This window comes from Stenotrophomonas sp. 2YAF26, assembly GCF_052114625.1.
Taxonomy (GTDB): Bacteria; Pseudomonadota; Gammaproteobacteria; order Xanthomonadales; family Xanthomonadaceae; genus Stenotrophomonas; species Stenotrophomonas indicatrix.
The window spans coordinates 77961-98161 of sequence record NZ_JBFRFC010000011.1 but is presented as its reverse complement, the minus strand read 5'-3'; the positions used below and the strand labels follow the sequence as shown (position 1 = coordinate 98161).

At 66.8% G+C, this 20201-nt stretch carries 17 protein-coding genes; 3 read left to right on the top strand and 14 right to left on the bottom strand.

What is annotated here, in order from left to right; genetic code table 11:
- Nucleotides 1-2 precede the first annotated feature (2 nt).
- The 3 genes from ftsX to rhlB form a co-directional block, all read right to left on the bottom strand.
- Nucleotides 3-950: a permease-like cell division protein FtsX gene (gene ftsX, locus AB4Y98_RS13045; protein ID WP_223496878.1), complete on the bottom strand. Its 948-nt coding sequence runs from the start codon at nucleotides 948-950 to the stop codon at nucleotides 3-5.
- A gap of 2 nt (nucleotides 951-952) precedes the next feature.
- Nucleotides 953-1639, bottom strand: a complete 687-nt coding sequence (gene ftsE / locus AB4Y98_RS13040) for a cell division ATP-binding protein FtsE (RefSeq protein WP_025878609.1) — start codon at nucleotides 1637-1639, stop codon at nucleotides 953-955.
- 119 nt (nucleotides 1640-1758) lie between these two features.
- A complete protein-coding gene (rhlB, locus tag AB4Y98_RS13035) occupies nucleotides 1759-3489 on the bottom strand; it encodes an ATP-dependent RNA helicase RhlB (protein WP_223496880.1) in 1731 nt (576 codons plus the stop codon).
- A gap of 512 nt (nucleotides 3490-4001) precedes the next feature.
- Between rhlB and trxA the strand changes: the two genes are divergently transcribed.
- From trxA to AB4Y98_RS13020, 3 genes are all read left to right on the top strand, one after another.
- Nucleotides 4002-4331, top strand: a complete 330-nt coding sequence (trxA, locus tag AB4Y98_RS13030; RefSeq protein WP_025878607.1) for a thioredoxin — start codon at nucleotides 4002-4004, stop codon at nucleotides 4329-4331.
- Between the two features lie 229 nt (nucleotides 4332-4560).
- Complete coding sequence (rho, locus tag AB4Y98_RS13025) at nucleotides 4561-6336, top strand: transcription termination factor Rho (protein ID WP_442244482.1); 1776 nt, start codon at nucleotides 4561-4563, stop codon at nucleotides 6334-6336.
- A gap of 223 nt (nucleotides 6337-6559) precedes the next feature.
- Nucleotides 6560-8134, top strand: coding sequence for a sensor domain-containing diguanylate cyclase (locus AB4Y98_RS13020; protein WP_154881152.1), 1575 nt, complete (start codon nucleotides 6560-6562; stop codon nucleotides 8132-8134).
- A 58-nt stretch (nucleotides 8135-8192) separates the two neighbouring features.
- Here the strand turns inward: AB4Y98_RS13020 and AB4Y98_RS13015 are convergent, their stop codons facing one another.
- The 11 genes from AB4Y98_RS13015 to AB4Y98_RS12965 all read right to left on the bottom strand — a co-directional run bounded on the left by AB4Y98_RS13015 (nucleotide 8193) and on the right by AB4Y98_RS12965 (nucleotide 20065).
- Entirely contained in the window at nucleotides 8193-9068 is an 876-nt protein-coding gene (locus AB4Y98_RS13015) for an energy transducer TonB (protein ID WP_442244481.1), read from the bottom strand.
- 65 nt (nucleotides 9069-9133) lie between these two features.
- Complete coding sequence (gene aceK, locus AB4Y98_RS13010) at nucleotides 9134-10864, bottom strand: bifunctional isocitrate dehydrogenase kinase/phosphatase (RefSeq protein WP_442244480.1); 1731 nt, start codon at nucleotides 10862-10864, stop codon at nucleotides 9134-9136.
- A 145-nt stretch (nucleotides 10865-11009) separates the two neighbouring features.
- On the bottom strand, nucleotides 11010-11369 hold the full coding sequence (locus tag AB4Y98_RS13005; protein ID WP_025878601.1) for a hypothetical protein: 360 nt from the start codon (nucleotides 11367-11369) through the stop codon (nucleotides 11010-11012).
- 52 nt (nucleotides 11370-11421) lie between these two features.
- Nucleotides 11422-11838 carry a roadblock/LC7 domain-containing protein gene (locus AB4Y98_RS13000; protein ID WP_032976421.1) on the bottom strand — a complete coding sequence of 139 codons (417 nt, stop codon included), beginning with the start codon at nucleotides 11836-11838 and terminating at the stop codon, nucleotides 11422-11424.
- On the bottom strand, nucleotides 11831-12379 hold the full coding sequence (locus AB4Y98_RS12995) for a GTP-binding protein (protein WP_025878599.1): 549 nt from the start codon (nucleotides 12377-12379) through the stop codon (nucleotides 11831-11833). Before AB4Y98_RS12995 ends, AB4Y98_RS13000 begins: the two co-directional genes overlap by 8 nt.
- Nucleotides 12372-13319: a hypothetical protein gene (locus AB4Y98_RS12990; RefSeq protein ID WP_223496890.1), complete on the bottom strand. Its 948-nt coding sequence runs from the start codon at nucleotides 13317-13319 to the stop codon at nucleotides 12372-12374. Before AB4Y98_RS12990 ends, AB4Y98_RS12995 begins: the two co-directional genes overlap by 8 nt.
- 363 nt (nucleotides 13320-13682) lie before the next feature.
- Nucleotides 13683-15905: an NADP-dependent isocitrate dehydrogenase gene (locus tag AB4Y98_RS12985; protein WP_442244479.1), complete on the bottom strand. Its 2223-nt coding sequence runs from the start codon at nucleotides 15903-15905 to the stop codon at nucleotides 13683-13685.
- A 356-nt stretch (nucleotides 15906-16261) separates the two neighbouring features.
- Nucleotides 16262-16765, bottom strand: a complete 504-nt coding sequence (locus AB4Y98_RS12980; protein WP_025878596.1) for a hypothetical protein — start codon at nucleotides 16763-16765, stop codon at nucleotides 16262-16264.
- A 47-nt stretch (nucleotides 16766-16812) separates the two neighbouring features.
- Complete coding sequence (locus AB4Y98_RS12975) at nucleotides 16813-17106, bottom strand: LysM peptidoglycan-binding domain-containing protein (RefSeq protein ID WP_025878595.1); 294 nt, start codon at nucleotides 17104-17106, stop codon at nucleotides 16813-16815.
- A gap of 265 nt (nucleotides 17107-17371) precedes the next feature.
- Nucleotides 17372-18190, bottom strand: a complete 819-nt coding sequence (gene queF, locus AB4Y98_RS12970; protein ID WP_442244478.1) for an NADPH-dependent 7-cyano-7-deazaguanine reductase QueF — start codon at nucleotides 18188-18190, stop codon at nucleotides 17372-17374.
- Nucleotides 18191-18745: 555 nt separating this feature from the next.
- Complete coding sequence (locus tag AB4Y98_RS12965) at nucleotides 18746-20065, bottom strand: M20 family metallopeptidase (RefSeq protein ID WP_025874644.1); 1320 nt, start codon at nucleotides 20063-20065, stop codon at nucleotides 18746-18748.
- Between the last annotated feature and the right edge of the window lie 136 nt (nucleotides 20066-20201).

Here is a 20201-nt window from a genome sequence, read left to right as displayed (position 1 = left end):
TCTCAGGTGTCTGTCGGGCGGGTCTGGCGGAGGAAGTGACCGGTCACCAGCCATGCACCCAGCCAGCCCAGCAACAGGGTGCCAAGCAGCACCAGGCTGCCATGCAGCAGGTCCAGGCCATGCAGCACGAACGGGCTGCCGTAGCTGCGCGACAGCTCGGCCAACGGCGCGCGCAGGGCGGCACCGGCAATGCCGATCAGGCCCAACGCGACCGCACCGGCGCCCAGGCCATACCAGGCACCCAGGTACAGGAACGGGCGGCGGATGAAACCATCGCTGGCGCCGAGAAGCTGCAGCACGCCGATTTCCTCGCGGCGGGCCTGGATGTCCAGGCGCACGGTGTTGCCGACCACCAGCGCGGCACCGGCGCCGAGCAGCACCGACAGCACCTGCACCAGCCGCGCACCAAACGCGAGCCAGGCATCCAGGCGCTGGCGCCACAACGCGTCGTGCTGGACCAGGTCTGCCCCGGGCAGGCTCTCCAGCGCGCGCGCCAGCCGCGCATCGTCCTGGCCCTGGCCAGGGGTGACCACCAGCAGCGAGGGCAACGGGTTGTCGTTGAGTGCGTCGATGGCTTCGCCGAGGCCGGCCTGGCGCAGCTCCTCCAGGCCCTGATCCGGCGTGCGCACGGTGACACTGGCCACGTCCGGGCGATCGCGTAGTTCACCGGCCAGGCGCAGCGCACCGGGGCCGTCGACGTCGGCCTTCAGGAAGACGTTGATGTCGCGCGACTGCTGCACGCTGCCGGCAAACTGCTTGAGGTTGTCCAGCGCGATCGACAGGCCCAGCGGCAGCGCCAGGGCCAGCGCCATGACCATCACGGTCAGCAGCGTCGCCCACGGTTTGCGGCAGGCGCGGCCGAGGCTGAACACCACGCTGTGCACGTGATGCTGGAACCACACGCCCAGGCGCGACGGCGCAGCGGCTTCGGTGTTTTCGTTCTTGGCCATGGTTACTCCGCCAGATCCTGCGGCGAGATGTCGTCCACCAGCCGGCCGTGGTCGAGGATCAGCACGCGCTTGCGCATGTGGCGCAGCAGCGGCAGGTCGTGGCTGACCACCAGCACGCTGGTGCCGCGCGCAGGCAGCTCGGCGAACAGGGACATGATCTCGGCCGCCAGGGTTGGATCGAGGTTGCCGGTCGGCTCGTCGGCCACCAGCAGCTTGGGCTCGCCGACGATCGCCCGGGCGATGCCGACGCGCTGCTGCTCACCGGCCGACAGCTGCGAGGGCAGCGCCTTCTCGCGGTGGCCAAGGCCCATGCGCTCGAGCACCGAACGCACGCGCTTGTTGATGTCGCCACGGCGGGTACCGCGCAGGATCAGCGGCAGGGCCACGTTCTCGGCGATGGAGCGGTCCATCAGCAGGCGGTGGTCCTGGTAGACCGCGCCGACCGCGCGTCGATGCCGCGGCACATCGCCGCCGCGCACCTTCAGCAGGTTGCGCTCGTCGAACATCACCGCGCCGCGGCTGGGCCGCTCGTCGAGGTGGATCAACTTGAGCAGGGTGCTCTTGCCCGCCCCGGAGTGACCGGTGACGAACAGCATTTCGCCCGGCGCGACCTCGAAGCTGACATCGGTCAGGGCTTCGTGGCCACCGGCGTACTGTTTGCTGACATTGTCGAAGCGCAGGACACTCATGCCCCGATTATGCAGGACCGGCGCGACGGCGTGGAGATGCCGGGGCGATGGTGGGTGCCGACCGTTGGCCGGCACGCCCCGAAAGCCACCCGACCAACGGTCGGGTGCTACCGCACCGATCAGCTGCCGGACAGCATCCGGCGGATCTTGCGGCCGATACGGGTCAGGAACGAGTCGCCGGCATCGGCGCTGGTACGCACCGGCTTGGCCACCACCTGCACCGGAGTGACCGGGCTGGCACCGTTGCCGGCGTTGCTTGCCACACCTTCGGCGCCCTCGACCGGACGGCCGTGGCGACGACGACGACGCTTGCGCGGCTTGCGCTCGCCATCCACCGCACCTTCCGGCGCAGTTTCAGCGCGCGGCGGACGCGGGGCCTGCACGGCAGCAGCTTCAGCCGTCACCGCACCTTCGACTGCGGCGGCGGCTACCTGCTCGCCTTCCACACGCGGCTTGCGCGGGCCACGCGGACGGCGTTCGCCGCTGCGCTCGCCATCACGGCCACCACGGCCGGCGCCAGCACTGCTGCCGGAACGACCGCCACTACGGCCGCCGCCACGACGCTCTTCCTCGGCGGCACGCGCTTCGCGTGCTTCGCGGAAGATCTGGCCGACGCTTTCGTTCTCGTCGCCTTCCTCGCCCGGTGCCGGTGCGGCACGCTCGGGGCGCGGCAGCGAAGTCAGGATCTCGCTGGTGACCGCTTCGACCGGGATCTTCTGTTCGATGTAGGCCTCGATGTCCGGCAGGCCCATCGCATAGCGCTCGCAGGCGAAGCTGATGGCATCGCCTTCCTCGCCCAGGCGGGCGGTACGGCCGATGCGGTGCACGTAGTCTTCGGCGTCGAACGGCAGGTCGTAGTTGTAGACGTACTTGATGCCGTCGATATGCAGGCCGCGGGCGGCCACATCGGTGGCCACCAGGATTTCCAGCTGGCCCTTCTGGAAGCGGTTGAGCAGGCTCTCGCGCTTCTTCTGCGGCACGTCACCGGACAGCACGCCGACGCGGTAGCCGGAACGCTCCAGCGAACGGGCCACGCGCTCGACGAACACCTTGGTGTTGACGAAGACCATGGTGCGCGCGCCTTCGCTGCGCGACAGCAGGCCCAGCAGCAACGGAATCTTCTCTTCGTCGGCCGGGAAGTAGATGCGCTGGCGCACGCGCGCGGCGGTGATGGTCTCGGCTTCGACCACCAGCTTCTGCGGCTCGTTCATGTGCTCATAGGCCAGCTCGAGCACGCGATGGCTCAGGGTGGCGCTGAACAGCAGGGTCTGCCGGGTGGAGCGCTCAGGCATGCGGCGCAGCAGGAAGCGGATGTCCTTGATGAAGCCCAGGTCGAACATGCGGTCGGCTTCGTCCAGCACGCAGATTTCGCAGGCGTGCAGCGACACCACCTTGTGCTGCTTGACGTAGTCGATCAGGCGGCCCGGGGTGGCGATGATCACGTCCACGCCCTGCTGCAGGATCTCGCGCTGCTTGTCGTAATCAACGCCGCCGTAGACCAGCGCGAAACGCAGACCCAGGTCCGAACCGAACTTGACCGCATCCTTGTGGATCTGGATGGCCAGTTCGCGGGTGGGGGCCAGGATCAGCGCGCGCGGGTCTTCCGGCTTGCGATCAGCCAGTGCCGGGCGGGTCAGCAGGCGGTTCACGACAGCGACCAGGAAGGCCAGCGTCTTGCCGGTGCCCGTCTGGGCCTGGCCGGCGACGTCGCCACCGGGCAGCGCGACCGGCAGGGTCAGCGCCTGGATGGGCGTGCAGCGGGTGAATCCGGCTCCTTCAAGACCGGCCTGCAGGGCCGGATGCAGATCAAAGGAGGAAAAGGTCAAATCGGTCAGCGGTTTGTCGCTCATGTGTCCGTCTTGGTATGGCCACGCACCTGCGGGCGGCGGCACTGAAATCTGTCTGGGGCTCCGTCGCAAACTGCGGCCCCTGCGGCGGGTCGGGCTGGCCGGGACCCCTCGGGTCCGCGCGCCGCACAATGCCCCAGTTTACCGCACTCGGGCCAGCAAACCGGGATTGGGCGTCTCAGGACTCACGGAGACGCACCTCTTCACCCCGCAGTACCGCGCTTGAACAGCAGCGCATGCACCCATGGCCTACCGCGCCAGCACCCCCATTTCTGCCATGGACAGTGAAATCGGACACATACCGGGCTCAGCCCCGATCACGATACGCTGGGTTCCAACCAGCATCTGTCCCCGCCCTGCGATAGGGGTACACTGCCGGCCGTGAGCGTCCAGGCATCCCGCCGAACGCACCGTGGCAGTCCGCCGCGAGGCAACGACGAGGGTCACGCCACCGGGCATGGCCCAGTTCACCCACCTCCGGCCTGGCCGGGTGCAATCCAAGACGAGAAACCAAGATGAGCGACAAGGTTGTACACGTCGGCGATGCCGACTTTGATAGCGCCGTGCTGAATTCCAAGGAACCGGTGCTGGTCGATTTCTGGGCCGAATGGTGTGGCCCCTGCAAGATGATCGCCCCGGCGCTGGACGAACTGGCCGATGCCTACCAGGGCCGCGCCAAGATCGCCAAGGTCAACGTGGACAACAACCGCGCCCTGGCCGCCAAGTACCACGTGCGTTCGATTCCCTACCTGGTCGTCTTCAAGGACGGCGAGAAGGTCGGCGAGCAGATTGGTGCCGTTGGCAAGGCCCAGCTGGCCGGCCTGCTGGACAAGGCCCTGGCCTGATCCTGCGGGTGACCGGCAGCCGTTTTCCACGGCTGCCGGGCGGGCGCCCCGGCGCCTGACTGAATACCGTATCCGGCGCCCCTTGCGTGGCGCCGCGGGCCGATGATAGTGTCGGCACATCCGGCCGCGTTCGCGTGCCGCATCTTCTGGACGCAGTTTCTTCCAGACCCATTCCCAATGTTCGCCGCCCCAGCCGGGCGCTCGCACCTTCAAGCGAGGAATAACGCTCTTGTCCGATAACACTCCCGAAACCGGTAGCGCTGATGCGCCCGCCGAAAAGCGCGTGCGCAAAGCCCGCGTAACCAAGGCTGCCGCTCCGGCCGCCGCCGAAACCAGCGCTCCGGCGCAGCCTGCCCTGCCGCTGACAGCCGCGCCCGAAGCGCCGGCACCGGCCGCAGCGCCTTCCACGCCGAGCGCGCCTGCCGCCGAGGCCCCTGCCAGCAATGGCGGCGGCGAAGGTGGCGAGGGCCGCGAATCCGGCCAGGCGCGCCAGAACAACCAGGGCGGTGGCCAGAACCAGAACCCCTACAACCAGGGCGGCCAGCAGGGCCAGCAAGGCCAAGGCAACCGCCGTGACCGTTTCCGCAACCGCCGCGACCGTGATCGCAATGGCGGCGGCGGCGGCGGCGGTGGTGGCGGTGGCAACGGCGGTCGCTTCCGCGACGACGGCATGCCGAACGACAACGGCGAACAGCAGCCGTTCGTACCGCGTCCGCACGCCAACGTGCCCGAGGGCTTCCCGGTCTATTCGCTGAGCGACCTCAAGCGCATGCCGGCCCAGAAGCTGCTGGAGATCGCCGAGCAGCTGCAGATTTCCGAAGGCGTGGCCCGTGCCCGCAAGCAGGACGTGATCTTCGCGCTGCTGAAGGTGCTGACCCGCCACGGCGACGGCGTTGCCGCCGACGGCGTGCTGGAAATCCTGCCGGACGGCTTCGGCTTCCTGCGCGCGGCCGAGGCCAGCTACCTGGCCGGCCCGGACGATACCTACATCTCGCCCAGCCAGATCCGCCGCTTCAACCTGCGCACCGGCGACCATCTGTCGGGCCGCATCCGCTTCCCGAAGGACGGCGAGCGTTACTTCGCGCTGTCGATCGTGGACACCATCAACGGTGAGCCGCTGGAAGCATCGAAGAACAAGGTGCTGTTCGAGAACCTGACCCCCCTGTTCCCGCGTCGCCGCTTCACCCTGGAGCGCGGCAACGGTTCGTCGGAAGACATCACAGGCCGCATCCTCGACCTGATGGCACCGCAGGGCAAGGGCCAGCGCTCGCTCATCGTTTCCCAGCCGAAGGCCGGCAAGACGATGATGATGCAGCAGGTCGCCACGGCCATCACCACCAACCATCCGGACGTACACCTGATCGTGCTGCTGATCGACGAGCGCCCGGAAGAAGTGACCGAAATGCAGCGCACCGTGCGCGGCGAAGTCATCAGCTCGACCTTCGACGAACCGGCCGCGCGCCACGTGCAGGTGGCCGAAATGGTCATCGAGCGCGCCAAGCGCCTGGTCGAGCACAAGAAGGACGTGGTGATCCTGCTCGACTCGATCACCCGCCTGGCACGTGCTTACAACAACGTCGTGCCGAGCTCGGGCAAGGTGCTGACCGGTGGTGTGGACGCCAACGCCCTGCATCGCCCGAAGCGTTTCTTCGGTGCTGCGCGCAACGTGGAAGAAGGCGGCAGCCTGACCATCATCGCCACCGCGCTGGTCGATACCGGCTCGAAGATGGACGAGGTGATCTACGAAGAGTTCAAGGGCACCGGCAACAGCGAAGTGCACCTGAGCCGTCGCATCGCTGAAAAGCGCGTGTTCCCGGCCATCGACATCAACCGTTCCGGCACCCGCCGCGAAGACCTGCTGATCGAGCCGGAGCTGCTGCAGAAGATCTGGATCCTGCGCAAGCTGCTGCATCCGATGGATGAAATGACGGCGATGGAATTCCTGCTCGACAAGATGAAGAACACCAAGTCCAACGACGAGTTCTTCGGTTCGATGAAGCGCTGATCGCGCGGCATTGATGGAATACGGAAAGGCCCCGCAGTGCGGGGCTTTTTCTTTGGATGGCGGCAGGACCAACGGCTTCACTTCGCGGCCCTGTGATTTGGCGATAATCTGCGGGACAAATGCCTGACTCTCCGCCCCAGCCGCGCTGGCCGGGCCGCCGATTCCCGCTGTTGCCCCATCCGGAGGATCCGGCGGGTCCAGCCCTGCCCGATCCTTCAACCGCATGCGCACACTGTCCCCCCGGCTCAACCTGGGCAAGCTGATCCTTGCCCTGGCCCTGCTCAGCGCCGTCATCGCTCTGGCCAATACGCTGCTTGCCAGCTATCGCGTGCAGCGCGACCAGCTGGTGGGCAACACCCTGGAAGCCAACCGCGTGTACGCCACCAAGCTGGCCGAGACCACGCAGAACTTCCTGCTGGCCGCGCAGCAGCAGCTGGCCTATGCCGCCACCCGGCTTGGCGACAGCGACATGGATCCGGCCCAGGCGCAGGATGAAGCCCGTCGCCTGCAGCTGCAGTCCAGCAGCTTCAACTCCTCGCTGGTGGTGGCCAACGACGGGCGGGTGATCGCGACCTCGCCGCAGAGCCTGCAGCTGCAGGGCGAGATCCTGCGCAGCGCTGGCAACAAGGCAGCATTGGAACGGCGCCAGCCGATGATCAGCGATCCCTACCAGTCGGCCACCGGCAAGCTGCTGATCTCGATCTCGCACCCGGTATTCGACCGCAGCGGCCAGTACCGGGGCTATGTCAGCGGCACCCTGTACCTGCGCCAGCGCAGTGCACTCAATACGCTGCTGGGTACGCACTATTACCGCGATGGTTCCTACCTGTACGTGGTGGACCGCCATGGCCGTCTGATCTATCACAACAACCCCAAGGAAGTGGGCACCTACGCATTGAACAACCCGGCGGTGAGGGAAGTGATGCGCGGCCAGCGCGGTGCGCAGCAGGTGCGCAACAACCACCAGGTGGCGATGCTGGCCGGTTACGCGCCCGTGGCGGCAACCGGCTGGGGCATCGTCGCGCAGCGCCCGACCGAGGCGACGCTGCAGCCACTGTCACGCCTGATGTCGGCGGTGATCTGGAATGCCATTCCGCTGGGCGTGTTGTCGCTGCTGATCACCTGGTGGTTCGCCCGCCGCATTTCGCTGCCGCTGTGGCAGCTGGCGCGCAACGTGCAGGACGGCGAAGACACCGGCAATGCGATCAGCCACGTCAATGGCATCCGCGCCTGGTACTTCGAAGTGGCGCAGCTGAAACAGGCCGTGCTGTACAGCTTCAATGCGCTGCAGGACCGCATCGGCACGCTCAACCGCGCCAGCCGTACCGATCCGCTGACCGGCCTGCTCAACCGTCGCGGGCTGCAGCAGGCGCTCGACGCGCTGCAGGCGCAGGGCCTGCCGTTTGCGATCCTGACGCTGGATATCGACCGCTTCAAGTCGATCAACGACAGCCACGGTCACGACGTCGGCGATGCGGCCATCGTGCATATCGCCGAACAGATGCGCCGCCATTCGCGCGAGACCGATGTGCTGTGCCGCGCCGGTGGCGAGGAGTTCCTGGTGCTGCTGCCGGGCGTTGGCATCGAAGCGGCCCGGCAGACCGGCGAGCGCCTGCGCCAGGCCATCGCCGACGAACCGTTCGCTCCGGTGGGCACCATCACCGTGTCACTGGGAGTGGCCCACTTCCCCAGTTTCCATACCGATCCGGAACAGGCGCTGCGCTTGGCCGACAAGGCCCTGTACCTGGCCAAGGAACAGGGCCGCAACCGGGTGGTGGTGTACCCGCACGCCGATTGAGCACATCGATTCCAGCGGGATGCGCCGGGGCAGGCCCGGTGCATCCCGCAATCACGCATCATCCCAGCGGGGTCAGCAGGCGCGGGCCTTCCTGCGCACGACCCACCATGTACACACCGCCTTCGGGCAGCAGATCGGTTCCGGCGATCTGGGTTTCCTCACCGGTCTTCCACGGCGCCTGCTGGCGCGGACCGGGAATGTACGCGGTCCAGCGGCCGTAACGCTCGCTCTGCTTGTCGAAGAAATAATTGACCGGCACGCGCACGGTCCAGAAGTCCCGGTCCTTGTCCTCGCCGGTAGTGGGCGGGTTGAAGGTCCATTCGCGGGCGCTCCTGACACTGGCCTTGGCAAGCACGTCGCGCAGCTGGTTCATCGTACGCTCGGGACCGACCACGGTCAGGTTGGTCTGCTCGGCAATTACGTCAGCTACCTTGCCATCACGCCCCACCTTGACCAGAAGCATGACAGTGCCCTGCCCGCGGATCGATGCCGCCTGTGGTGGGTAGACCGGTGCGCGCGTCTTCGCTGCGGTGACGTCATCGGTGCTCGGCGCACTGGATCCGCCGAGCTTGCCGAAGCGCGCATCAACCACCCGTACCTGCATGCTGTTGCCCTCCATGTTGCCGGCAATCAGACGCAGGTGGACGGTAGTACGGGCAGGCATCGGCTTGCCGTCGACCAGCGTCGGCTCAAATCGCCAGCTCTGCACCGCCTTGTCGACGAACCCCGCTACGCCAGCATCAACCTTCTCGCGGTGATCGAGCTGGAACCCTTCAACCTGGCCTTCGCGGCCGATGTCGATGACCCCGCTGAGGGTCATGCTGGCCTCGGCCTGCCTGCGTACCTCGCGCGCGGTCTGCGCATCGGCGGTATCGATCAGGGCGCCACCGCCAGACACCGCAAGGGCCAGTGCCAGGAAAAGAGAAGAACGCATCATTGCCGATCCTTGGTGATGAAAGCACCGAGATTACCCGAGTTCCTCGCCGTCGGCGCGACCAATCACGCCAACCGCTGCGCAGCCGAGTACGGTGGCGTGTCCGGATAATCGCCCGCCGCAAAGCGCGCCTGCAGTCCCTGCCACCAGGCGGGATCGAACAGATGGCGATAGTGCTCGCGCACCGCTGCCAGTTCCTGCGCCGGCAAGCCCATGAACGGCCCAAACCGCTCGGGGAAGACGTCACGCGGACCGACATGGAACCAAGGCTCATCGGCCATCGCTTCCTCTGCGGAGTTTGGCTTGGGCCAGGCCCGGAATACGCAGTCGCTGACCAGGCACAACTCGTCGTAGTCGTAGAACACGGCACGGCCGTGACGCGACACGCCGAAGTTCTTCGGCAGCATGTCACCGGGAAAGATATTGTTGCGCGCCATGTCGGTGATCGCCTGCGCGTAGTCGAGTACCGCTGCGCGCACGGCCTCTCCAGCCTGTTCGCGCAGATAGAGATTCAGTGGCCGGAAGCGACGCTGCACGTAGCACAACGCGATCTCCACCTCGTCGCCATCCACGCGCACGCTCTGCGCGCACTGCTGCAGCAGCTCTTCCAGCAACGCCGGGGCAAAGCGTTCGCGCGGGAAACGCAGGTGCCGGTAGGGCTGTGCGTCAAGCAGGCGACCGACGCGGTCGAGGTTGAACACCAGGGCGTACTTTTCCTCCACCTGCTGCCGCGACATCGTCTTGGGCCAGGCGAAACGATCGCGGATCAGCTTGAACACCAGCGGGTAGCTGGGCAGGGTGAACACCGCCATGACCATGCCCGGCGTGCCTTCGGCATGCGCCAGACGCTCATTCGGGTATTCATTGAAGTGACGGAAGAACGTCCGGTAGCGCTCGGTCTTGCCCTGTTTGGCGCGTCCGAGCACGGTATAGATCTCGTCGATCGGCTTGCCCGGCAGCAGGCTGCGCAGGAACACCACCGCATCGCCAACCGTGCCCAGGTCGGCCTGGAAATAGCTGCGAGACACGCCGAACAGATGGGCCACATCGCGACGCCGGGTCAGCACGGCATCGGCGCGCAGGCCCCGGTCGTCGTTGACCAGCGCGATCACGCACGGCGAGAAGCGGTGCTCGCCGAACACGCGCCCGACCAGATAGGCGCGACGCTCGCGGTAGAACACGGTATCGAGCAGTTCGATGCTGCGTACCGGCGTGTCGCCCCAGTGCGCCAGATCGTCCTGCAGGCGCACGGCGATGGCGGCGGCACAGCGCAGCTGGTGCGCATACGGAACACCGAAGCGGTAGTCGGCCAGCACCCGTTGCAGCGCCTCTACCGGCCGCGTCGGCGATACCGCGTAGGTGTGCCGCGCCACCGGATGGGTGATCGCATCGGAGGGCTCGACATCGAAGGCGATGAACTCCACTTCCGGATCCACACCGCGGATGGCGAACAGCCGCCGCGACAGGGTGTTGTAGAAGGTCTTGTAGAGCTCGGCGTCGATCAGGCCCTGCAGCAGGGCGCTGAAGTGCGCGTGCACTTGCAGCCACAGCGCGCGTTCGCTGATGGCGTCACCGGCCAGCCGCCGCAGCGCATCCATCTGCTCGGCGATGCACTGGTCGTACAGGGCGATGCGCTCCACCGCATCGTGGCGCGCCGCCGCCCAGTCGCGCTGCTGGAAACGCACCCGGGCACGCGCCGTGATCGCGGCGAAGCGGGCGTGATACTGCTCGAAACCATCGCGGATGGCGTCGGCGATGCGCGGCGCCAGTTCGGTTGCAGTGACAGGATCGGACATGCACGACGTATCCGGGGGAACCGACCTCACCATACGCTGGCGTGTGTGATGTCGTCGAGCGTGCAGACGGTGCCGCCCGCTGGTCGGCACCGTCTGGGCAACCCCTGGATGCAGGCAGTTGCCGGCCAGCGGCCGGCACTACCGTTCAGATAGCCAGTTCGGCCTCCACGTCCTGCACCTTGCGCCGCGCCAGGGCGAGGTTGGACTTGGTCCGGTCCAGCACGATGTAGAAGAACAGGCCCTTCTTCTTCGCCACCGGGCGCATGATGTGATACGCCTTGCCGAGCGAGATCAGGATGTCCTCGATGCCATCGTTGAGGTTGAGCGAGGCGGCGGTTTTCATCTTCGCGCGGATCACTTCGGTGTTGCCGGCCGCCGCCACTTCCATGTCCATGCCCGAACCGGCCTCGCCCAGCAGCATGCCGCTTTCGTAGTCGACCAGCGCCACGGCCTGCGCGCCATCGATACCCATCAGTGCAGTCAACGAATCATTCAATCCAGCCACGTTGCACCCCTCTCAATGTTGGTTCGAGCCCCTCGTTCCCCTGCGGCCGGGCTCACGATCCGCTGAGTTCGGCCAGGATCGCCTGGCCACATTCCCTGCTCTGCCACAGCACCTGGCCGATCACGCTGCGCTGGTCGCAGGCCGCCATCAGCAGCAGCGGCGCTCGCCCCTCGGCCTGGATGGCCAGCATCAGCACCTTGCCACCGGCAGCCTCCAGCATCAGTGTCTGCAGATCGCCCAGCGCAAGTTCGCGCCCCACTGCTGCAGCCAGGGCCAGCATCGCGCTGGTCATCGCCGCCAGGCGTTCGCCACGCCCCTCCGCACCAGCACTGACCAGGGCAAAGCCATCGACGCTGGCCAGCACCACGGTCCGCACCCCTTCCACCCGCTGCTGCAGGTCCTGCAGCAGCGGCTGCAGGCGCTCGCGCTGCTGCGCGTCCGGCAACGGCGCGCCTTGTCCATCAGCCATGTGCGGCCACCAGTGCATGCGCTTCCATTTCGCTCATCAGTACGTCCATCAGCAGTAGTCCTTGTTCGCGATCACGGGCATCCACCGCCAGCAACGGCAGCGGCTGGCCATCGAGCCGGGCGCGCTCGGCCCAGTCATCCAGTGCCGCTGCCGGCACCTGGTCAAGATGCGTCACCGCCACCACCAGGGCCAATGCCGGACCGAACGGGCGCAGCACCTGCAGGTAGGCGTCCAGCTCGGCGGCCACCCCGGCACGGCGCGCGTCCAGCAGCAACACCGCACCGCGCGCACCCTGCAGCAGGATCGGCCACAGGAAATCAAAGCGCTGCTGGCCAGGCGTGCCATACAGGCGCAGCCTCTCGCCGTTGGGCAGGTCGATATCGGCATAGTCCAGCGCCACCGTGGTCGAAGCCTTGTCGGCACCCGCGCGGTCGCTGTTGGCTACGTCGGTGTCGACCACCGCACCGGCGGCGATGCTGCGTACCAATGTCGACTTGCCGCTGCCCATGCCACCGAGCACCACCACCTTGTGCTCACGCATCGCGATCACTCCCGCGCAGCGTGCGCCACAGGCGTGCGAGCAGGCCGTTGTCGGCAGTGCTGGCACGCGCACCCGCCAGCGGTACTGCAGGTGCGACCTGCAGCTGCGCATAGCCGCACAGGTAGGCGGCGTGGATGAAATCGCGCACGGCGGCGGCGGGAAGATCCAGCAGCATCGCGCATTCGTCCACCGTGCAGGCACGCTTTAGCAGCAGCGAACATAGACGGAAGCCATCGTGATCGTGGCCGAGCACGCGGAAGTCCGGCCAGCGCAGCAGCTTCACCGACGCCCCGCGCAGGCGCTCATCCAACGCCTGCCAGTGACGGCTGCGCTGCGCCCATTGCCACAGCAACGGACGCAACGGCAGTCGCGTGCGGTCACCCGCCAGTGCCTGCAGCTGCGCCGGCAGCAGCGCATCCAGATACAGGTGCTCGAAGCCCTGCGCCAGCCGTTCCACCAGCACCGTGGCCGGTTCGTGCAGCAGTACCGCCTGGTCCTGCTCCAGATCCAGCAGCAGCAGCGGCTCTGCGCCCTCGCCCAGCAGCGCCTGGCCCTGCCGCGATGGCAGCCGCTCGCGCAGCAGGCGGGTGATCGCATGCGCGCCGTCAGCCAGGCGGATCGGCGTCGCTTCGGTGCCGGCCTGCATGCCGCGCAGCGCCCGTCCTATCGCGCCATCATCCAGTACGTCCTGGCCGCCATCGCCTTCGCGCAACTGGCCGCCGAGGTCCTCGATCCAACAGTGCAGGCGCGGGCGCTGCTGGCGCATGCGCAGTGCCGCGTTGCGCAGAGCTGGCGTATCGCGGATCACCAGCAGGTCGCAGTCGTCCAGGTCCTGGCTGCGGCGTATCTGCCCGTCGGGCAGCGCCGAGGCCAACCGCAGCCGTTGCAGCAGGGCCTGTTCGCCCTGGATATCGGTTCCCACTACGAGCACGCGTGCCATCCGTGTTCCCCGTGCGACCACCTCCCCGGCGGTCTCGCATCGCCAAGGCTAGGCCATGGCTTGCCGCCATCGTCGTGATCGACTGCTCATATTGACGGCAATGGTGAACACGCACGCGTCCGTTCTGCGACGGCCATCGCGGGCAAGTTTCATGCCGTGTTGACGGCATTCCGACAGATGACGGATTTCACGGTTTTCTGCCGCTCCCCGCCCGCGCATGGATGGGCGCCCGGGTGGATCCATGCCACTTGGATGGACGCTCTGGTAGATCCACGCCATGCGTGGATGTGCGCCGGCGACAACCGGGCAAAAGAAACCCGCGCCGGAGCGCGGGTTTCGAGGTCACCACCGGGCGGCGATGAATCAGCCGCGCAGCTGCTCCAGCGCGGCATTGAAGGTCGCGCTCGGACGCATCGCGGCAGCGGCCTTCGCCACGTCCGGACGGTAGTAGCCGCCGATGTCCACGGCCTTGCCCTGCACCGCGATCAGCTCGTCAACGATCTTCTGCTCGTTGTCGGCCAGCGCCTTGGCCAGCGGAGCAAAGCGTGCCTGCAGTGCGGCATCTTCGTTCTGCGCTGCCAGGGCCTGCGCCCAGTACAGGGCGATGTAGAAGTGGCTGCCACGGTTGTCGATGCCACCGAGCTTGCGCGACGGCGACTTGTCGTTGTCCAGGAACTGGCCGTTGGCCTCGTCCAGCGCCTTGGCCAGCACGCGGGCGGCAGCGTTGTCGTAGCGGTTGCCCAGATGCTCCAGCGACGCGGCCAGGGCCAGGAATTCACCCAGCGAGTCCCAACGCAGGTAGTCCTCTTCGACGAACTGCTGCACGTGCTTCGGCGCCGAACCGCCAGCACCGGTCTCGAACAGGCCGCCCCCGGCCATCAGCGGCACGATCGACAGCATCTTGGCGCTGGTGCCCAGCTCCATGATCGGGAACAGATCGGTGAGGTAATCGCGCAGCACGTTGCCGGTCACCGAAATGGTGTCCTCGCCCTTGCGGATGCGGGCCAGCGAGAAGGTGGTCGCTTCCACCGGCGGCAGGATGCGGATCTCCAGGCCGTTGGTGTCGTGGTCCTTCAGGTACGTCTCGACCTTGGCGATGACCTGCGCATCGTGGGCACGGGCGGCGTCCAACCAGAACACGGCCGGGGTGCTGCTCAGGCGCGCGCGTTCGACGGCCAGCTTGACCCAGTCCTGGATCGGCGCGTCCTTGGTCTGGCACATGCGCCAGATGTCGCCCGCTTCCACGGCATGTTCGAACACCACGTTGCCGGCGTCATCCGTGACCTTGACCACGCCGTCGGCAGCGATCTGGAAGGTCTTGTCGTGCGAGCCGTACTCTTCAGCCTTCTGCGCCATCAGGCCGACGTTGGGCACCGAGCCCATGGTGGCCGGGTTGAAGGCACCGTTGCTGCGGCAGTCGTCGATGACAGCCTGGTACACACCGGCATAGCAACGGTCCGGAATGACCGCCTTGGTGTCCTGCAGCTTGCCTTCGGCATTCCACATCTTGCCGGAGTCGCGGATCATCGCCGGCATCGAGGCGTCGACGATCACGTCGCTCGGCACGTGCAGGTTGGTGATGCCCTTGTCCGAGTTGACCATGGCCAGGCCCGGACGCTGCGCGTACTCGGCCTGCAGGTCGGCTTCGATGGCGGCACGGGTGGCTTCGGGCAGCGACGGCAGGCGCGCGACCAGATCACCGATGCCGTTGTTGGCATCGAAACCGGCCTGCTTGAGCGTGTCGGCGTGCTTGGCGAGCACGTCCTTGTAGAACTCGTTGACGACCACGCCGAACATGATCGGGTCGGAGACCTTCATCATGGTCGCCTTCAGGTGCAGCGAGAACAGCACGCCCTGCGACTTGGCGTCTTCGATCTGCGCATCGATGAAGGCGGCCAGCGCCTTGCGGCTCATCACTGCCGCGTCGACGATCTCACCGGCCTTGACCGCGGTCTTTTCCTTCAGCACGACGGCGCTGCCGTCCTTGCCGTGCAGGGTGATCTTCAGCGCGCCGGCGTTGGCCAGGGTGGCCGACTTCTCGCTGCCGTAGAAATCACCCGCGTCCATGTGCGCAACGTGCGACTTCGAATCGGACGCCCAGGCGCCCATGCGGTGCGGGTGCTTGCGGGCGTAGTTCTTCACCGACAGCGGCGCGCGCCGGTCGGAGTTGCCTTCGCGCAGCACCGGATTGACTGCGCTGCCCTTGACCTTGTCGTAGCGCGCCTTGTAGTCGCGCTGCTGGTCGTCGGCCGGGGTTTCCGGGTAATCCGGCAGCGGATAGCCCTGGTCCTGCAGTTCCTTGATGGCGGCCTTCAGCTGCGGCACCGAGGCGGAGATGTTCGGCAGCTTGATGATGTTGGCGTCGGGGGTGGTCGCCAGCTGGCCCAGCTCGGCCAGGTCATCGTTGACCTTCTGCGCATCGCTCAGCAGTTCCGGGAACAGCGACAGGATGCGGCCGGACAGCGAGATGTCACGGGTTTCCACTGCGATGCCCGCGGTGGAGGTATAGGCGTCGACGATCGGCAGCAGCGACTGGGTGGCCAGGAACGGTGCTTCGTCGGTCAGCGTGTAGAGGATCTTGGACATGGGGGACTTGGACTCTGTAGCAGTGCTCAGGGGAAGGCCGGCGCCAGCGCCGGGCCACGTGCAACCGTGTCACTTTCCCCGCCGCCGTCAGGGTGGGCGCGCGTCGGGGAAACCCCTGCATTGTCGCGTTTTCAGCCGCGCGGGGCAAAGCCGTGCCATACGCGGCGGTACTGCACCCTGGCAACGCTGTGATCCATCATCCACGCGTGGCGTGGATGGAGATGATGCCGCGTGCAAGGCCCAGGTAGATCCACGCCATGCGTGGATGAGGCCTTCCCGCAAAGCCACCAACAAAAAAGGACGCAGCCTCGCGGCTGCGTCCATCGTGAGTCCAACCGGGAGAGAGTCGGCGGGACTTACTTGACCTCGAACTCCTGCGGCGTTCCGGCCGCCTTACCATCAACCATGACTTCGGCGCGGTACTTGCCGGCCGGCCAGCCATTGGCATTCTTGAAGGTGATGTTGGTGGTCTCTGCACCGCTGGTGTTCAGGGTCGCGTTCTGCTCGCCGGCCACCTGGCCATCCTGGAAGGTCAGCTTGGCGCCGACGGTGACATTGTTGGCCGCGCCATCGGTCTTCACCGAGACGATGACATCGTCCTTCGGCGCGAACAGGGCAGCCGTGGTCACCGACTTGTCAGCTGCGGCAGTCTTGCCGACAGTGACCGCCGATACCGCCACGGCCGATGCAGCCATCGGCGGCGGCGCGCCGGTCATCGGAGCGGGCGCCTCGGCCGGCGTGGTTGCCGCCGGAGCCGCGTTGTTGTCTGCAGTCTCTTCCTTCTTCTTGCAGCCCACCAGGGCGACGCTGCCCAGCAGCGCGGCCAGCAGGGCATTCTGAAGCGGGGTCGTCTTGATCATTCGGGATTCCTCCAAGGATTGTTCGGACGGCGATTGGATCGCCGGTATTACTTCGGCGGCAGTTTCAGGGTCTGGCCCGGGAAGATCTTGTCCGGGTCGTCGAGCACATCGCGGTTGGCTTCGAAGATCTTCTTCCAGGCGTTGGCATCGCCCAGGTGCTGCTTGGCGATCTTCGACAGCGAATCACCCTTCTGCACGGTGTAGGTGCCACCGCTGACCACCTCGGCGGTACTGTCCACCGAAGCACTGACGCCGGAAAAGTCCGCCTTGGGGACCTGCTGGGCGGTACTGTCGACGCTGCCACTGACGCCGGAGAAATCGGCTTTCTTCTCGGTACTCATCCACACACTCCCGTCTGTATGACTACATGGCTGGCACGGTGTCATAGAGGTTGTTAAATGGGGATGGTGCCGATGTGAAGCCGCCCCCCGGGGCGGCTGAACAATCGAGGCGGAACGCCACCGCTGGGCTCGCCGGGCATGGCCCGGCGCTACCCGTCACAACGCAGCCCGACGGTAGTGCCGGCCGCTGGCCGGCTTGGCCTGGACGCGGGCTCCGCGCGGTTGCCGGCCAGCGGCCGGCACTACCTGTAACCGCCTGCGGCGGTTACTGCCGCAGTTCTCGGTAGGTCGCGGCCGGGGCGGCGATGCCGGGGCTGGCGCGCCACGGGTTGATGTCCAGGCCACCGCGACGAGTATAGCGGGCTTCGACTTCCAGCCACTGCGGCCAGCAGCGCGCGGACACTTCGCTGAAGATGCGCTCGACGCACTGTTCGTGGAACTCGGCGTGCTCGCGGTAGCTGACCAGGTAGCGCAGCAGGCCGGCACGATCGATCTGCGGGCCGCGGTAGCGCAGGCTGACGGTGGCCCAGTCCGGCTGGCCGGTGACCGGGCAGTTGGACTTCAGCAGGGCCGAGACCAGGGTCTCCTCCACCAGCGCATCGGCGTTGGCCGACAGGTAGTCCGCCTGCGGCGGGCCATAGCAATCGATGTCCACCTCAAGGCCGTCGATCGACTCGCCCAGCGGTGATTCGCGCAATGCCGGCAGGCCGAACGTGACCTGGACCGGGGCACCGGCACAGGCCGACAGGTCGGCGACGAGGCGCTCGCGCAGGGCTTCGGCACTGTCGATGCGGGTGCTGTTGAGGGAGTTCAGGTAAAGCTTGAACGACTTCGATTCGATCAGCCGCGGCGAGGTGCACGGCACCTGCACGGTGGCGACGGCGACCTGCGGTTTGCCACGCGGGTCAAGCCAGCTCAGCTCGAAGGCGTGCCAGCGGTCATGGCCGACGAAGGGCAGCGCGGCCTCGTCCAGACCGATCTCGGCGCGGGCGCCGACGCGCGGGATGGGAAACAGCAGGCCGGGATCGTACTGCGACGGGTAACTGACCTCGCGACCGAGGCTGGAATCCTGTGGGGTGTTCATGGTGCTTATTGTATCGCGCGCAGAGCGGGCCTTCGGCCGGGTCGGCCAACGGCGGAGCCCCTCCGTGGTGGGTGGGTTGGTCGCGGGAAGCCCCGACTCCCGGGTGCGGGCCGGGCGGGTGGGGCTGGCGGGGACGCCGTGAATCCATCCTTGGAGGCTTAGCCGCGCCATCCATGGCGCGGATACCCCGCCACCCCCACCCGCCCGGCCCCCAGACACATTTCTGCCGCCGATCCACCACGGGAAAGATCAGAAAAATCAAAATCAAAAGCCGATGCTTCAGACGTTCATGACGTCCGCCGTGTCGACCAAGGTCGACACCTACCAAAGCAGGATGTCGTTCCAACAGCCGCGGGAATCTGTCGAAGGCGGGGTGGGTCCGGTGGCAGGGGCGTGAGCGCCATGGATGGCGCGACCGAGGCTACAGGGACGTACTTGCGCCGTCCCCTGCCACCGGACCCACCCCGCCATCCCACGGAATGCCAGCCTTTGCCGTTGCTCCGGCTGTTGCTGTTGCTTCGGCGGGTGCAGGGCTGCAAGCCCTGCCTGCAACCCTCACCCCGCCGGGGTGCCCGCACCATGCAGATAATCCAGGCTTACCTGCAGCAGCGCGCGGAATCCAACATCCAGCGCCTTCTCATCCAGCAGGAACTTCGGCGAATGGTTGGCCGGCGCCGTCGCCGGGTCGATGCCCACGCTGGTGGAACCGACGAAGAAGAACATGCCCGGCACTTCCTTGGCGTACAGCGAGAAATCCTCCGCGCCCATCTGCAGCGGCGGCTCGTACACGTTGTCCTTGCCCACCACCGCCTGCAGGCTCGGCAGCATCTTCGCGGTCAGCGCCGGGTCGTTCACCGTGGCCGGGTTGCCTTCCGATTCGTAGATGTCGGTCACCGCCTTGGCCCCATGCGCGGCAGCGGTGTGGTCGGCCACGTTGCGCAGGTCGGCGAAGATCTGCTGCCGCATGCCTTCATCGAAGGTGCGGATGGTGCCGACCATCTCCACTTCATCGGGAATGATGTTGTAACGGATGCCGCCGTTGATCGCGCCGAAGGTCAGCACCGCCGGCTGCTTGGACAGGTTGGCCCGGCGGCTGACGATGGTCTGTGCGGTGCCGATCAGGTCGGCAGTGGCAACAATCGGGTCGACGCCGTTCCATGGGGCCGAGCCATGGGTCTGGCGGCCGATCACCTTGATGCCGAAACGATCGGACGCGGCCATCAGCGGGCCACCGCGCACCGCGATCTGCCCTGCCTGCACGCTGGAGAACACATGCAGGCCGAACACCGCCTCGGGCTTGAAGTCGGCAAACAGGCCTTCCTTCAGCATCAGCGCCGCACCGCCCTCTTCCGGCGGCGGCGCACCTTCTTCGGACGGCTGGAAGATCAGCATCACCTGGCCCGGCAGGTCCTTCTTCATCGCCACCAGCGCTTCGGCCACGCCCAGCAGGGTGGCGGTGTGCGCGTCATGGCCACAGGCATGCATCACGCCTACGGTCTGACCGCGGTACTGCGCGGTGGCCTTGGAGGCGAACGGCAGCCCGGTCTGCTCGGTCACCGGCAGTGCGTCCATGTCCGCGCGCAGGGCGATCTTCGGCCCCGGCTTGCCGCCTTCGATGATCGCCACCACGCCGTGGTGGGCAATGCCGGTCTTCGGCTTCAGGCCCATCGCACGCAGCCGCTTGGCGACCTCGGCGGAGGTGCGCTCCTCGCGGTTGGAGAGTTCCGGGTGCTGATGGAAATCGCGGCGCCATTCAACCACCTTGGCCTGCAGGCGCTGCGCGGCGGCGGTCACTTCCGGGCGCTGCGCGTCCTCGGCGTGGGCAAGGGCCGGCAGGGCCAGCAGCAGGGCGGACAGCAGCAACGAACGGCGCATCTCGATCTCCACGGAAGGGGTCTGCACCTGAATGTAGGGCAACCTTGCCGTTACGGGAACCTCCAGCGTCGTCCATCTGTCTGAGCGCCCGTCCCATCCGTCATGCAGGAAACCCGGTGGGCCACAGGTATGCTTT